This window comes from Micromonospora sp. CA-263727 (assembly GCF_050942455.1).
Taxonomy (GTDB): Bacteria; Actinomycetota; Actinomycetes; order Mycobacteriales; family Micromonosporaceae; genus Micromonospora.
On the sequence record NZ_CP192031.1, the window covers coordinates 4,408,593 to 4,424,155 of the forward strand.

12 protein-coding genes are annotated in these 15,563 nt (G+C 68.9%); 10 read left to right on the forward strand and 2 right to left on the reverse strand.

The window, feature by feature from the left end; all coding sequences use genetic code 11:
• From ACQPYA_RS19235 to ACQPYA_RS19265, 7 genes are read left to right on the forward strand one after another with little or no spacing between them, the layout of a single operon-like run.
• Window positions 1-1,353 (forward strand): winged helix-turn-helix domain-containing protein, encoded by a 1,353-nt coding sequence (locus ACQPYA_RS19235; protein ID WP_433528481.1) that lies wholly within the window; start codon window positions 1-3, stop codon window positions 1,351-1,353.
• Entirely contained in the window at window positions 1,346-2,290 is a 945-nt protein-coding gene (locus tag ACQPYA_RS19240; protein WP_433528482.1) for a hypothetical protein, read from the forward strand. The genes ACQPYA_RS19235 and ACQPYA_RS19240 overlap by 8 nt, the downstream gene beginning before the upstream one ends.
• Window positions 2,287-3,402 (forward strand): hypothetical protein, encoded by a 1,116-nt coding sequence (locus ACQPYA_RS19245; protein WP_433528483.1) that lies wholly within the window; start codon window positions 2,287-2,289, stop codon window positions 3,400-3,402. The genes ACQPYA_RS19240 and ACQPYA_RS19245 overlap by 4 nt, the downstream gene beginning before the upstream one ends.
• A gap of 55 nt (window positions 3,403-3,457) precedes the next feature.
• Window positions 3,458-5,548: a hydantoinase/oxoprolinase family protein gene (locus tag ACQPYA_RS19250; protein WP_433528484.1), complete on the forward strand. Its 2,091-nt coding sequence runs from the start codon at window positions 3,458-3,460 to the stop codon at window positions 5,546-5,548.
• The gene (locus ACQPYA_RS19255; protein WP_433528485.1) at window positions 5,545-6,438 is read left to right on the forward strand and encodes a hypothetical protein; all 894 of its coding nucleotides are present in this window, start codon (window positions 5,545-5,547) and stop codon (window positions 6,436-6,438) included. The genes ACQPYA_RS19250 and ACQPYA_RS19255 overlap by 4 nt, the downstream gene beginning before the upstream one ends.
• Before the next feature lie 9 nt (window positions 6,439-6,447).
• The gene (locus ACQPYA_RS19260; protein WP_433528486.1) at window positions 6,448-7,986 is read left to right on the forward strand and encodes a hydantoinase B/oxoprolinase family protein; all 1,539 of its coding nucleotides are present in this window, start codon (window positions 6,448-6,450) and stop codon (window positions 7,984-7,986) included.
• Window positions 7,987-8,017: 31 nt separating this feature from the next.
• Window positions 8,018-8,644, forward strand: coding sequence for a DUF1989 domain-containing protein (locus ACQPYA_RS19265; RefSeq protein WP_433528487.1), 627 nt, complete (start codon window positions 8,018-8,020; stop codon window positions 8,642-8,644).
• A gap of 142 nt (window positions 8,645-8,786) precedes the next feature.
• Here ACQPYA_RS19265 and ACQPYA_RS19270 read toward each other — a convergent pair whose 3' ends face one another.
• Both ACQPYA_RS19270 and ACQPYA_RS19275 read right to left on the reverse strand, forming a co-directional pair.
• Complete coding sequence (locus ACQPYA_RS19270) at window positions 8,787-9,401, reverse strand: DUF5825 family protein (protein ID WP_433528488.1); 615 nt, start codon at window positions 9,399-9,401, stop codon at window positions 8,787-8,789.
• A 2-nt stretch (window positions 9,402-9,403) separates the two neighbouring features.
• Window positions 9,404-11,248 carry a RiPP maturation radical SAM C-methyltransferase gene (locus ACQPYA_RS19275; RefSeq protein ID WP_433528489.1) on the reverse strand — a complete coding sequence of 615 codons (1,845 nt, stop codon included), beginning with the start codon at window positions 11,246-11,248 and terminating at the stop codon, window positions 9,404-9,406.
• A 435-nt stretch (window positions 11,249-11,683) separates the two neighbouring features.
• On the opposite strand from ACQPYA_RS19275, the gene ACQPYA_RS19280 reads away from it, so the two are divergent.
• From ACQPYA_RS19280 to ACQPYA_RS19290, 3 genes are all read left to right on the forward strand, one after another.
• Window positions 11,684-12,790, forward strand: coding sequence for a zinc-binding dehydrogenase (locus tag ACQPYA_RS19280; RefSeq protein ID WP_433528490.1), 1,107 nt, complete (start codon window positions 11,684-11,686; stop codon window positions 12,788-12,790).
• Between the two features lie 316 nt (window positions 12,791-13,106).
• Window positions 13,107-14,309 carry a hypothetical protein gene (locus tag ACQPYA_RS19285; RefSeq protein WP_433528491.1) on the forward strand — a complete coding sequence of 401 codons (1,203 nt, stop codon included), beginning with the start codon at window positions 13,107-13,109 and terminating at the stop codon, window positions 14,307-14,309.
• 52 nt (window positions 14,310-14,361) lie between these two features.
• Window positions 14,362-15,489, forward strand: a complete 1,128-nt coding sequence (locus tag ACQPYA_RS19290; protein WP_433528492.1) for a DegT/DnrJ/EryC1/StrS family aminotransferase — start codon at window positions 14,362-14,364, stop codon at window positions 15,487-15,489.
• Window positions 15,490-15,563 lie beyond the last annotated feature (74 nt).

Below are 15,563 nucleotides of genomic sequence, written 5' to 3' on the forward strand. Positions count from 1 at the left end.
ATGGCGCCCACGTCACCCCCCATCGACCAGGCGATCGGCCGGCTGCTGCGCCCCCGCGACGCCGCACTGATGAGCCCCGCCCTGCTCTGCGGTGAACCGGGCTCGACCGCCGCCCGGCTCCAGGTGCGCATGGGCCGGACGAACTGGCCCACACTCGTACGCCAGGACGCCGCCGGCGCGGCACAGGCGGCGACCGTACGCGACACCCGACTGGTCCTGGTCGGCGGGCGCTCCTTCGGCTGGGTGCACCAGGCGGTACGCACACTGCGGCCAGCCGGCCGGTTCCCGATCGCGGTGCTCGCCACCGACGTGCAGCCCGAACAGGTGCTGACCCTGCTCGACGCGGGCGCCAATCTGGTCCTGGAAAGCCACGCCGGGGCTCGGGAGGTGCTCGCCCGACTGCTGGCGCTGTGCCGCAGCTCGCTCGGGGACTCCGGCGGTCAGGTGCGCTGGCTACACGCCGGCGAACTGCGGCTCGACCTCGCCACACGGCGCTGCCTCCTCGCCGAGACACAGATCCCGCTCGGCCACAACGAGTTCGACCTGCTCGCCTACCTGATGGGCAGGGCGCAGCAGGTGGTGCCGCAACACGAGATTCTCCAGCAGGTCTGGGGATGGCGACAGGGCGACGGCACCAACACCTTGCGCATCCACATCGGACGGCTGCGCCGCAAGCTCGGCGACACCGCCGTGCGGCCCCACTGGATCGGTTCGGTACGTGGCATCGGCTACCAGTTCCTGCCGCCGGTCGCCGAGCTCGGTGACGACCGTGGTGCCGACCGGCTGCGGGAGTCCATGGCGCTGCTCAACGCCCAGGCCGACGCGCTCAAGGCACTCGTCGACGGGGTGACGGCGGCGGCCGACGGGACAGCCGTCGCGGAGACCGCGGTGCAGTGGGCAGTGGACCGGGGATTCAGCGACGCGGCTACCGTCTTCCGGTTCGACCTCGGCCAGGCCACCCCCCTCGGCCGGACCGCCGGAGTGTCCCGCCTGGTCGCCTCTGCCGGCATGTCCACGCGGTGGCGGCAGTCCATCTCCACCGGCCACCCGATCAGCGACGGCTTCCTCGGCTCCGAGGTCTACAGCAGCGGCAAGGTGGTCCAGCTGCGGGACATGAGCGGCCTGGCCAAGCGCTTCCCGGTCACCGCCCGCATGTCGTACGACGAGAACCTGCACGCCTGCGTGCTCTTCCCGCTGCACGTACACGGTCTGATCTGGGGCGACCTGGCCTTCGTCTCGCGTACCGACCGGGCCTTCACCCCGGCCCGGACCGCGTTCCTGCGCACCGTCGCCGGGGTGGTGTCGCTGGCCTTCGCCGCGCAGGCCGCCCGACCCGGGGCGCACGATGCGTGAGTTCACCGACGCCCACGTCGATCGGTGGGTCGACCGGGCGGCCCTGGTCGCCGAGGTGACCCGTTGCCTGGCCGACCTGGGCCGGGGCGAGGCCGAGCAGGCACCGAAGCAACTACTGCCGATGGTCGGCGGCGGCTTCTTTCTCACCCTGGCCGGTGTCGTGCCCCGGCTCGGCATCGCCGTGGCCAAATGGGCGTCCTACCGGCCCGCCGCCGACGGCGCTGCGAGCCGGTCCACCGCCACGATCCTGGTCAGCGCCGCGGACCGGGGCGACCCGTTGGCGCGGATCCACGGCATGCGAGCCACCGAGGCACGCACCGCCGCCACCGCAGTGGCGGTGGCCCGGGCGGCCCGGCCGACCGCGGTGGTGCGGCGGATCGGCCTGCTCGGTTTCGGGCCGACCAACCGGAGCGTCCTGGACACCATCCTCGCGACCCTCGACACGGTCGAGGAGGTCCGGATAGCAGTCCGGACGGAGGTCAACGCGCGGGCCGTACGCCGGCAGCCACCCCGGCGCGGGGTGCCGGTCAGTGTCGGCACCGACCCGGCGGCGCTGGCCGGCGTCGACCTTGCCGTGTCCGCCACGGGCGCCACGGCCGCGGTGGCGGATCTCGACCTGCTCGCCCCCGACGGTGTCGTGGTCTGTCTCGACGGCGCGCACATCTGGCGGCACGGCGGCGCGGCGGAACTGCTCGACGACCGGGTGCTTGCGGGGCAGGTCCCGAGCGTGGCGCGAATGTTCTCCGGTGTCGAGCCGCCGGCCGGTCGGCTGCTGCTGGACGTGGCGGGCAGCGCCGTCGCAGACGCCGCGCTGGCAGCGCTGTTGTTGCGTGCCGCCGACTCGGGCCGGGTCACGCCGAGCGCCGTGCCGGACCCTGCCGTGCCGGACCCTGCGGACCCGTGGTCGGGCGCGGCGTGGCCGGAGCGACCGTCATGACGAACCCACTCGGCCGGCCGGGCCGGCTCGGCCCGATCATCGTGGCGCAGACGGCCGCCGCCGCGTTCTCCAGCTTCCCCAGCCCGTTCTACCACCGGATCGCCGCCGCCACCGGTTCGCCGTGGACCACCACGGTGCTCTCCGTCGCGCACGGCACGGCCGCAGCCGCGGCGATGGCGCTGCTGACCCGACCGGCCCTGGCCGCCCGGGTCACCCGGCTCCGGCCCGGCCGCCTGATACCGATCCTGCTCCTGCTCGACGCGGCGGGCGCGGTACCGCTGATCCTCGCGCCGGCCCCGGCGGGAGTGGGCCCGTTGCTGCTCGGCCGGATCATCACCGGCGTCGCGCTGGGGGCACTGACCCCGCTGACCACCACCGCGCTGGCCCCGCACCGGCACGGCACCGTCCTGGCCACCGGCGCCATCTTCGGTGGAGTCGGCGGCGGCGCGCTCGTCGCCGGGGCACTGGCGGCGTCCGGCCTGCCCCGGGCAGCGGTCTTCGGCATCGGCGCGCTCGGCCTGCTCGCCGCGGCAGCCGCCGGTGCCAGACAGTGGCCACCCGACGGGCAGCGGCCGCCTGCCGCAGGCCCCCACGGCGATGGCATTGCCGAGCCTGTTCGCCCCGGCGCGCCGGCCATGCCGCCGCGGGCGACGGGCCGCGGACACACCGTGATCATCGGCGGCGCGGCCCTGGCGTTCACGGCCAACGGCATCCTCGGACTGTTCAGCTCGACCCTGCCGGGCCTGGTCGCGGAGCGCTCCGGCGGGTCGGAACTGGTCGCCGGCGCCAGCGCCGGGCTGGTACTGCTCGCCGCCGGTGCGGCCCGGCTGGGCGTGACCCGGGTACCGGCCGCCGCAGTGCGCTGGGCCGCCCTCGCAGTCGCGCTGCTCGGCATCGTCATCTTCGTCGCGGGCCTGCGTACCGGCACGGCATCGGTGGCGCTCACCGGCGGGATGCTGCTCGGAGCCGCCGCCGGGATCTGCTACGACACCGCCCTGGCGCTCGCCACCGGGCGCCGGGCGCAGGTCCGGCTGATCGCCCGCGTGCAGTACGCCGGTCAGCTCGGACTCGTCCTACCCGTGGCGGTCTACCCGCTCGTGGTGCCGCCGTGACCGTACCCGCCGTTTCATACCCCGCCCCTCATCGAGCCGACCAAGGACACCAACCATGCGAGTGAGCTTCGACATCGGCGGCACCTTCACCGACCTGGTCCTGCTGGACGAGCGATCCGGCCGCGCCTGGCTGGGCAAGTGCCTGACCACCTACGACGACTTCGGCCGCGCCATCGCCCAGGGCGTCCGTGAGCTGCTCGACACCGGCGACCACGAACCCGCGGACATCAACCACCCGGTCGTCGGCGCGACCACCCTGGTCACCAACGCGCTCATCGAACGCCGGGGTGCCGACACCGCCCTGATCACCACCCGGGGCTTCGGCGACACCGTCGAGATCGGCCGGGAATGGCGCTACGACCTGTACGACCAGCAGCTGCGACTGCCCGATCCGCTGGTCCCGATCCGGCAACGGTTCGAGGTGACCGAGCGGCTGCGCGCCGGCGGCAGCGTCCACACGCCGCTCGACCTCGACGAGGTCGGCCGGATCGCCGACCGGATCGCCGAGATCGGCGTCGAGTCGATCGCCGTCTGCCTGCTGCACTCGTACGCGAACTCCGCGCACGAGGAGGCGGTCGCCGCCGTCCTCGCCGAGCGGCTGCCCGGCGTGCCGGTCACCCTTTCCAGCCACCTGATGCCGGTGATCCGCGAGTACGAGCGCACCGTCACCACGCTCGCCAACGCGTACGTGCGGCCGGTGGCCGGCGAGCACTTCGCCGACGTGGAACGCGCCATCGGCCAGGTGGGCATCGCCCAACCGCTGGTGTTGATGCAGTCCAACGGTGGCGTCGTCGCCACGGCGACGGCCCGGCAGTACCCGCTGCGGCTCCTGGAGTCGGGGCCGGCGGCCGGCGCGATCGGTGCCGCCTACGTCGGGCAGCGGCTCGGTCTGGACCGGCTGATCGCCTTCGACATGGGCGGCACCACCGCCAAGGTGTGTGTGGTCGAGAACGGCACCCCAGCCGTGCACCACGGCTTCGAGGTGGGTCGGGTGCACCGGCTCAAGCCCGGCAGCGGGTTGCCGGTAGCCATGCCGGTGGTCGACATGCTGGAGATCGGTGCCGGCGGTGGATCGATCGCCGCCCTGGACCCGCTCGGGCTGCTCAAGGTCGGGCCACACAGCGCCGGCTCCCGACCCGGCCCCGCCGGGTACGGCCTCGGTGGCGAACAGCCGACCGTCACCGACGCTGACCTGGTGCTCGGCTACCTCGACCCGGACTACTTCCTCGGTGGCCGGATGAGCCTCGACGTCGATGCCGCGCGGCAGGCCATGCTCGCCCACCTCGGGCCGGCCTTCGACGACGATCCGGTCGCCGCAGCCGCCGGAGTGGTCCGGGTGGTCGACGAGCACATGGCGCTGGCGATGCGGGTACACGCCACCGAACGCGGACACGACCCGAGGACCTTCACCATGCTCGCCTTCGGAGGCGCCGCGCCGGTGCACGCCGCCCGGGTGGCCCGGATCCTCGGCCTACGCCGGGTCGTGATCCCGACCGCCGCCGGGGTGTTGTCGGCGACCGGTCTGCTCGTCGCCCCGCCGATGGTGGAAACCTCACGCACCCGGCTGACCGAACTCGCCGAGTGGTCGGACGACACGGTCGCCGAGGTGTACGACGGGCTGGTCGGCCAGGCCGCGGCCGAACTCGCCGAGCCGGTCCACCGGATCGAGCGCTTCGTCGACATGCGCTTCGTCGGCCAGGGGTTCGAGATCGAGGTGCCGGTGGCCGGCACCGACGGCCGGCAGCAGTACCTGGCCCGGTTCGCCGCCGAGTACCAGCGGGTCTACGGCATACGTCCGGACTACCAGCGGGCCGAGGTGGTGACCTGGCGGGTCCGTGCCTACGGCCGGTTCACCCGGCCGGAGCTGGTCCGGACCGCACCCGACACCCGAGCGGCGGCGGACGCGCCGCGTACCCGCCAGGTGTGGTTTCCGGAGACCGGCCTGACCGAGGCGCCGGTGCTGCGGATGCTGGCCCAGCCGCCGGGCACCCGGGTCGTCGGCCCGGCAATCTTCCAGTTGCCGGAGAGCACCGCGGTGGTGGGACCGGGGGATCTGGCCGAGGTGGACCGGGACGGCAACCTGCACATCATGGTGAACCTGCCGGCGGCCAACCAGGACACCCGGCGCAGCGAGGTGGCGGCATGAGGTCCCTCGACTGGCTGGCCCGGATCGGGCTGCCACCGGGTGACCCGGCACAGCCGGTCACCAGCACCGGACGATTCGCCGACGGCGGCTGGTACAAGTGGGAGGTGGCCGGGGCCCTCGACGCGGCCTCGGTGCGCCAGCTGACCGAACTGCTCGCTCCACACGGGGTACGACTGCACCAGGCGACCAACACGGTCGGCACCATGCGCTACCTCGACGCCGAGGTGGTCGACCTGGTGCAGACCTGCCGGGAACTGGGCGTACAGCTGCGGATGGCGGTCGGCCCACGGGGATTGTTCGACATCGGCGGGCAGAAACTCGCCGCCGGCCCGGTCGCCGCCGCCAGTGCCTACCGGCTGCGCGGCACCGACCAGCTCGCCCAGGCCGTCGAGGACGTGGCACACGCCGTCGACCTCGGCGTACGCGGCTTCCTCGTCTTCGACGAGGGACTGCTGACCGTGCTGGACCGGCTCCGGGCCGGCGGGGTGCTTCCGGCCGGCCTGCGGCTGAAGGCCTCGTCCAGCATGGGCGCCGGCAACCCCGCACACGCCCGGCTCCTCGCCCGACTCGGCGCCGACTCGGTCAACCTGCAACGCGACCTCGACATCCGCATGCTGGCCGCGGTTCGGGCGGCCACCGACGTGGCACTGGACCTGCACACGGAGAACCCACCCGGCACCGGCGGTTTCGTCCGGGGCTACGACGTGCCGCAGATGGTGCGGGTCGCTGCCCCGGTCTACCTGAAAACCGGAAACGCCGCCCAGGACTTCTCCGACGAACCACCATCACCACGGCAACTCACCGCGATCACCCACCAGTTGCTGCTCGACCACCAGTTGGTGACGCGACTCAACGCCGCGGCGACCCCGTCCGACCAACCCGAGTTCTAGGAGCCCGCGATGACGACCTGGGATGCCGCGACACTACAGATCTGGTGGCAGCGGCTGATCTCGGTGGCCGACGAGATGGCCGCCGTGCTGCTGCGTACCGCCTTCAGTTCGGTGGTCCGCGAATCCAACGACCTGGCCTGCGCGGTGCTCACCGCCGACGGCGACCTGCTGGTGGAGTACGGCCGCTCGGTGCCGGTCTTCACCGGCTGCGTCTCCGGCACGGTGCGGGCGATGGTCGAGCACTTCGGTGCGGAGAACCTGCGCCCCGGCGACGTGATCGCCACAAACGATCCCTGGTACGGCAACACCCACCTGCCCGACCTCACCACCGCCACGCCGGTGTTCCAGGACGGCCGGATCGTCGCGTACGTCGCCAGCATCTGCCACCTGTCGGACATCGGCGGCGCCTCCGAGGGCGCGTTCGCGCAGGACGTGTACGAGGAGGGCTTCTGCCTCCCGCCGGTCAAGCTGGTCGATGCGGGTACGCCGAACCACCTGGTCCGCCAGATCCTGGCCCGCAACGTACGGGTGCCGGGCCAGGTGCTCGGCGACGTCGACGCACTGATCGCGGCGAACGCGCTCGGGGAACGACGGGTACGGGCGATGCTCGACAGCGCCCCGGAGCTGGATCTGCGTACGGCGGCCGAACACATCTGCGGTGTCACGGAGCGAGCGGTCCGGGACTCGATCCGGCAGATCCCCGACGGCCGGTACGCCGCCGAGGTGAACCTGGACGGCTTCGAGGAACCCAAGAAGATCGTGGTGACGGTAGAGGTGACCGGCGACTCGCTGGTGGTCGACTACACCGGCACTTCCCCGCAGAGCCGCTTCGGCATCAACTCCGCCGCACCGACGTACGGCTACACCCGGTACGGTCTGGCCTGCCTGCTGGCCCCGGACGTGCCGAACAACGAGGGTGCCCAGCGGCCGATCACCATCCGGGTGCCGCAGGGATCGCTGCTCAACCCCGACAAGCGGGCCGCGGTGAGCGCCAACTTCCCGGCCCACGCCATTCCGGCGGTGCTGTCCCGGGCGTTGCTGGAGCCCCTGCCGGACCGGGTCGCCGCCGCGGCGGGCACCCCGTTCTGGGTGGTCGGTATCCGGGGCACGGCGGCCGACGGCAGCTTCGCCTCCCTGCTCTGCTTCAACGGCGGGCAGGGCGCCTCGGCCGGGCAGGACGGCCATCCGACGTTGAGCACCCCGAGCAACGTGTCGAATACCCCGGTCGAGGTGGTGGAGAGCCAGGTACCGGTGCTGGTGGAGAGCAAGCGGATCGTCCGGGGTTCCGGCGGGGTCGGACGGTGGCGCGGTGGCGACGGACAGGAGATCACCATCCGTTCTGTGCATCCCGACCCGCTCGACATCATCTTCCTCACCGAACGCATCGAGAACGCCGCACCCGGCCTCGCCGGTGGTCAGGACGGGCAGGTCGGCCTGCTCCAGGTCGACGGGGTCGACGTCGCGGAGCCCAAGGGCCGCACCGCGTTGCCGCCCGGCTCACGGATCCTGCTGCGTACGCCAGCCGGAGGCGGCTTCGGCCCGGCTTGATCCACTCCCTTCAGGAAGAAACGAGATTTCGATGAGCGGTACGACGACACAGTGGGCGAGCCCGGGCACCACAGTCCTGGCGCCGAGGGGCCGGTTGGCGCTCCGGGCACGCCCCGGCCAGCGGATCACCGTCACCGACCTTGAGGGGCAGCAGGTGATGGACTTCATCGCCGCGATGGTGGCCGACCCGGACGAGCGGCTGTCGGCAATGTTCACCCGGGTCAGCTCCGGGCGGTGGGATCTCAAGCAGGGCCACACCATCTACAGCGACAAGTGCCGGCCGATGCTGAAGGTCGTCCACGACGACAACGGCATCCACAACATGACCGGCGGATACTGCACGAAGTACTCGAATGCCTTCCGCTACGCCGTCGAGGACACCTGGGGTTGTCTGGACAACCTGGCCGGAGACTGGGCCGAACTCGGGCTCGACACCACCAAAATCAACCCGGACCAGTGCATCTCGCTGTTCATGAACATCCTGCACCATCCGGACGGGCGGATGGAGATCGTCGAGCCCACCACCAAGCCCGGCGACAGCATCGTCTTCGAGGTGCTCGACGAACTCCATCTGGGCTTCTCCAACTGCCCCGAGGAGCACAACCCGTGCAACGCCTTCAACCCGACCAGCATGTCGGTGACCGTCGAAGAGGCATGACAGGTTGACGAGTTCCGTCCGGTCGGGTCCCGGACGGGTGTCACGCTCGCGGGAATGCTCCTGGCCGACACCTGACGCCACAGCGCTCCCGGGCTTACCTGGCCGTTCGGGGCGGGGGCCAAGCCGGTCTGCGTTGTCGCGGTCAGAGCTTGTTACACGGAATGGGCCAGGTCCGCATGCGGTACGGAAGAAGTGTCACCATGTCATCGAATCGCAGGATGATCCGTTCGTCTCGCAACACGTCGAGGAACTCCTGGGCTGGTTCCGACAGGTCGGTCGTGGCCACCACGGCCGACATCTCCTTGAAGACCCCGACCACGCTCGGGGATTCGAGTTCGTACCGCTGGGCGTCAGCCTGGTCGCGGAAGTCTCGAATCACGATGAATCCCGGACCTCGCCGGTAGTAGAACGAGCCGTACTGGTGCATTGCCTGCCACTCCTCCGGCACACGCGCCAGCTGCTCGCTGAGCGACGCACGCGGCGGCGGGAGGTGGCAAAGCGCCTGCACGTCAAGTTGCCGGCTCCCGGCGATACTCCACTGGACGTCCAGATGTCCCGAGATGCTCTCGCGCAGCAGCGCGATGAAGTGAAGGAAAGCGGAGCCGTCATCAACATCCACCGGCTCAGAGAAGGAGATGGTACGGATGCCCTCGCTGCGGGTCTCGCGGACGAAGTCCGCTCCGACTTCCTCCGGTATCCACCGTTGGAAGGTAAGCACACCGGTCGCCGGCTGAGGGGGCAAGGTCACGATCTCCACATCTACACCTTCACTCCGACGTTGCGGGTGGCTAGTGCAATGAAGCGGCCGTTCTCGTGGAAGACCAGACCTAGCCGCCGTAGGTCCGCCAACCACTCGTCGAGCCGGACAGTGCTAACGTCCACCGCCGAGTCTTCCAGTTTGCGTGCCAGCCCTCCACGGGTGTGTCCATGTTCCAGAAGCAGGTAGCCCTTCATCAATCGCTCGTCAGTGATCAGATGCTCCCGGTCGTCCCAGCCGACGCGTCGGTCCAGGATCCGAATCGCTGAATCACTGACGTGACTGGTCAGCGAGCTTTCCGGGTAGCCATCCTGCCACGCCTTGATAGCTTCACCGACCGACCTTTCGAGGTCACGATCGATTCCTGCGTCGTCGGTATCGAAAAGATAGACGAGGTCCTGCAGCAACGCCTTGTCAAGATCGTAGACGTGTTTGTATATCTCAGCCGGCCGCCGCTCTGGGAATCCAAGCTCCGGTCGATCGAAGTACGGGCTGAAGCGCTCGAGCGCGATGCGCGAGACGCCCATCGGGGGCTGCAGATGGACAAGCGCCTTCACCTGCGGCAAAACGGCCTCGTAGTCGGCCGCGATTTCACCAGGGAAGCCGACGAGCCAGTTCCAGGAAACCGTCAGACCGGCAGATTCCCCGTCTCTCAGCGTTCGGATGTTGTGTGTCGCGCTCACCCCCTTGTCCATGAGTTTGAGGACCGAACTCACCAGCGACTCGATCCCGGGCTGGATGAGGACGACGCCCGCGTCGCGCAGCGCCACCAACTGCCCCTGCTTCATGTTCGACTTGACCTCGTAGTGAATCCGCAGGTCCCAGTCGAGGTTGGCCAGCAGGGGAAGCATGTCGTCGTAGTAGTCGTTGTCGATGATGTTGTCGACCGTCATCACGTCGAGCACACGGTGCCGTCGAACCAGTTCGGTCAACTCGGCGACAAAAGTCTTCGGCTCCTTCGCCCGGAAGGTCATGGCGCTACCGTTCAGGCCACAGAAGGTGCAGTGGTGCAACTCCCCCCACCAGCATCCCCGCGCGGATTCGACTACCAGGCTAGGCTCGACGTACTCCCGCACAGGCGACTCCTCCAGCTCGGCGAACCAGTCGTCGAAGTCGGGCATCTTGAGCAGAGCCGGCGGAAGGAGCCCGCTGAACTCCGGGTTGGCCCGCGGCTGACCATCCTTGTCCCGCCAGCACAGGCCCGGCACCGCGCTCGGCTTCCCATCTCCGGCAATCACCTTGAGCAGTTGGGGGAACGCACGCTCCCCCTCGCCCCGGACCACGTAGTCAACCTGGCCGAAGGCACGGCTCAGGGCCGCCCCCATCCTGCCCTCGCAGTTGCCGCCGCCGAAAACGGTGCGGATACCGGGATCAATCGCTTTGATCCGGGAAGCCAGCGCGAGTGACGGAATATTCTGCATGAAGGTCGTAGAGAACCCGACGACATCGGGCTGGTTCTGGAGAACCCGCTCGACCGCCTCGTCCAGGTAATCGGCTGCCAACGAACGCATGTCGTACGCCAGGCCACGATCGACCCCGTGGCGGCGGGCGTAGTCGTCGAAGGCGGCGACTCCCCAGTCCCCGTCGCCATACAGGGCAGCGGTAAAGATCCAGTCACCGACGGCGTCGAAAACGCCAAATTCCGCAATTTCCGAGTACTGATCCGGCCCAATCCGCCCAGCCGTCTTCTCGAGAAGATACTCGGCCCAGTGCGTGCTGCCGTGATACGTAGCCGGAATACCGTATCCCGCGTCCGCGCAAACCGTGCGCAAAAGCCCGACAGGTAACGACGGACGGTCGATTGATTGCCAGGGCATAGCTGCCAGGACAATAGAAAGATTCTTCACCCTACCCCCAATAGGACGAGGTGGACGGGAATCCCCGCCCACCCCTGCCGACCGTTTCACACTAGGCCTGCTTGACGCAGACAACCGGCCGCCGGAAAGCGCTGGGCTTGACGCGCAGCTTCACCTTCTTGACCTTCATCCGATTCACCTCCCCCGCCATCTTGCTCGACAGGGAGCAGCCAGGGGAAAGGTCGTATCACAATTGACGGCACACCTCACATATGGCGAGTTGTGCGTAATCCCCCGCTCTCCCACATTGCTGCCAGCCTATACCAACGGCGTCCAATGAAGGAAGGGAAGATTCTCAGCCAGCTCGCCAATGGTATAGATCTACATAAGTAGCTTTATATCGACACAAAACCGAATCGCGAGACTCATCGACGCACCCGGCCGGGGCCGCCATCGACAGCCCCCTCCCCCTGGAATCCAGATCGTTTGACAGAACGGGCCGACCGACCGACCTATCGTGAGCGCCACATCGACGCCAAGTCAGTCAAGGAGAAAAAGGTGCAGGCTGTCACTATTCATGGAATACGGGATATTCGCGTTGAAGAGGTGCCGGATCCTGAGCTCCGCGACCCCCAGGACGCCCTGGTCCAGGTGACCCACGCGGCGATCTGCGGGAGCGACCTCTGGGCGTACCGAGGTGTCTCGCCGCGCGAACCCGGGCAACGGATAGGCCACGAATTCATCGGCGTCGTTACCGAGATTGGCCGTGATGTACAGCACCTTCGCCGCGGCGACCTGGTCATCGCCCCTTTCATGTGGTCGGACGGAGAGTGCCGCCAATGCCGGGCAGGATGGCACACGTCGTGTGCCCAGTCGGGCGCCTGGGGCCAGCCGGGGGCGGACGGCGGGCAGGGCGAGGCCGTGCGCGTGCCGTTCGCCGATGCGACATTGGTGCGCGTACCGGCGACGATGGACGACGCCGTGCTGCCGGCACTGCTGACCCTCGCCGACGTCCTGAGCACCGGTCATCACGGCGCGTTGGCCTCGGGCGTGACTCCGGGCGACCACGTCATCGTCGTGGGCGACGGCGCGGTCGGGCTCTGCGGGGTGCTCGCGGCCCGTCGACTCGGCGCCGAACGGGTCGTCCTACTCGGTCACCACACCGAGCGCATCGAGATTGCCAGGCGGTTCGGCGCCGAAACCTATATCGGGCGCAGCGACAGCGTCGTCGAGGAGATGCGCGAGTTGACACATGGGCACGGCTTCGATCGTGTCGTCGAGGCAGTGGGAACCGCTCAGTCTCTGCGTACCGCGATTTCTCTGGCCGCGGACGGCGGCACTGTCGGTTTCGTCGGCGTGCCACACGGCGGCGACGGTTCGGTCGATCTCCGGCAGATGTTCTATCGGAATGTGGCCGTAAGAGGAGGCGTCGCCCCGGTGCGGGCCTACATACCCGACCTGCTATCCGACGTCTTGACGGGAGAACTCGACGCCGCCGCCGTGTTCGACCACACCATCGCCTTGGATGGCGTTCCCCGAGCCTATGCGAAGATGGAGCAACGCGAAGTCCTCAAGGCGCTGATCCGATTCTGAGGCGCCACCCGCGACGTTCGCCCGCCGCAGCTCGGAGATCGAGCACCAACCACTCGCTGCCGGGCTCGGCGCCATCGAGGTTGGCCGGACCGGACCCTGCGGCGGGAGGTGCCGGGCTGTCCGCCGGTCGATCGTCGGCCATGATTGACAGCATCCCAGGAGCCAACTAGCCTACAAAACACGTTGATCGATGCGCCTAGATGGCTCCTGTTTGACCGAGATCTGCGCATCCGTCGAGCCGCACTGACCGGAATCGTCAGTCGCACCGAAATGGTGCTCTCGGTCGGAGGATCGTCGGTATCACCACGGGGGAAAAATGAGGCTCCACGACGACCATCCGACCACTCGCACGCCGATACCGGGGCGGGTCGAATCCGGCCCAGACCTAGCGGGCATCGCACCCGAGTCCGTCTACATCCCGGGAATCGGTCCGCCGACCGTGCCATTGACCTTCGAGCGGGACGGCGTGACCTGTGGCGTCGTACCGGTCGCCCTGGCCACCGGCGCCTACGGCGAGATCAACCCGGAGATTTTCCTCGCCGCGTTCTACCTGCACGCGCATTATCGACTCGGCGCGGAGAGCGACGGTTTCCCCGACGCTGTCCCCTTCAACGAGCCGCGGTTACGCGACCACATACTCACTCGATACCTCGGCCAACAGACCATTGCCGTTGACCTCGGCCCAGGTCTGATCTCCGCCGCCCGTTCCCAGCTGGCCCGGGGGGCACCGGTCCTGGTCCAGGTCGAACGGAGCATGCTGGAGCAGTGTGCCTCCGGGTACCACGGGCGGCCGGGTCGGCATCTGCTCCTGCTGAAGGGATTCAGACGCGGGCTGCTCGACGTATTTGTGGTGCAGGACAACCAACATGTCGAGCCGGTCGCGAACGGGCGCTTCCTGGGCACCGACCCGCCACGGCTCGTGGATGTGCTGGACGAACCGATGGTGACCCTACGAGCCATGGCGCACTCAAGGACCGTCGCCCTGAAGAGCCTCCTGGGCGAGATGTACGTCGAGGGTTTCTACCCGGCGATCCTCGTCGAGTCCGCGCACGACGGGTTCCTGCGACGGGCCCGCAGCACTCCGGGCTACCACCTCGAGGATGTCTCCGTACTCGCGCTGGAACGTGTCGCGAGCGGACAGTGGCCGGACGCGACGGCCGCGCTCGCCGGCCTGCGTGAGGCGATGTGGCCGGTTTCGGCCGACGTGGAAGCAGTGGTGCTTCGTAAGGTGGCCTTTACCGGCCGTGGGGGCGATCCGCGGGCGGCACTTGCCTATGTGAGCAGCCAACGGGCCTTTGTCGCCGCGACCGCGGTGCTTGCCGAGCGCGCCGGGGTGGACCAGGGCCGGGTGGCGGAGTTCCGCAAGGCCGGCGTCGCCGTCGCCCAGGCATGGACCCGTCACACCATCCTCCGTGCCGTCACCACGGCGCAGACGGGTGCTACCCCCGCCGACCAGCCAGACGAGGAAATCCTTCAACTCGAACGACGCTTGATCGACCAACTGCATCAGCTGCACTGACGGAGCCATCAACGCGAGGTGACCGGCATCGGCCCGAAAGGCAACGGGGAAAATGATTACGCTGTTCAAAGTAGCGATGAACGAGAACGCCGGGAAATCCGTTAGCGACGTGCTGCAAAGCGGTTTCATCGGCCAGGGGCCACGGGTCGAGGAGTTCGAGCAGGCGCTGCGGGATCGGCTCGGCCATCCGCACCTGGTCACGGTCAACAGCGCCACCTCGGGGCTGCACCTGGCCCTACACATGGCGGCGAAGACCAGGCCAACCCCCGCAGACGCGACCGCCGAGGTGTTGACCACTCCGCTGACCTGCACCGCCACCAACTGGCCCATCCTGGCCAACGGACTGCGGATTCGTTGGGTCGACATCGACCCGACCACCCTCAACATCGACATTGACGATCTCGCTCGCAAGATCTCCCCCAGAACCCGGGCCATCATGGTGGTGCACTGGGCCGGATACCCCGTCGATCTCGATCGGCTCGCCGACGTCCTCGAAGAGGCGGAGCAGCGGCTCGGCTTCCGGCCCGCGGTCATCGAGGACTGCGCCCACGCCTGGGGGGCGACCTTCCAGGGCCTACCACTGGGGCGGCACGGCAACATCGCCGTCTACAGCTTCCAGGCCATCAAACACCTGACCAGTGGCGACGGCGGCCTCGTCGTCTTTCCTGATCAGCAGAGCGCCGATCGGGCCCGCCTGCTGCGCTGGTTCGGCATCGACCGGACCAGGAGCGACAGCTTCCGCTGTGCGGAGGACATTCCCGAGTACGGCTTCAAGTTCCACATGAACGACATCAATGCCGCCATCGGCCTGGCCAACCTCGGCGACGTCGACGGGCACGTGGCTCGCCACCGCGAGAACGCCGCCTACTTCGACACCCATCTGCAAGGGGTGCCCGGTGTGACACTGCTGGACCGGAAGCCCGACCGTGAGTCAGCGGCGTGGCTCTACACGCTGCTGGCGGAACGCCGTTCGGACTTCATCGCTCGGCTGGCCGCCCGGAACATCGCCGCCAGCCCGGTCCACCAGCGCAACGACGTACACGGCTGCGTCAGCGAGTACGGCGCTTCGCTGCCCATGCTCGATAGCGTGGCCGACCGAATAGTCTCGATCCCGTGTGGCTGGTGGGTCACCAACGCCGAGCGCGAACACATCGTCGACGTCATCCGCGAGGGCTGGTGACCGCGTCACGGCCCGCAGCGGCGGATCCGCGCTCGCGCGCCGCCGGCTCGACATGGCCTCCACAGTGGCCATCG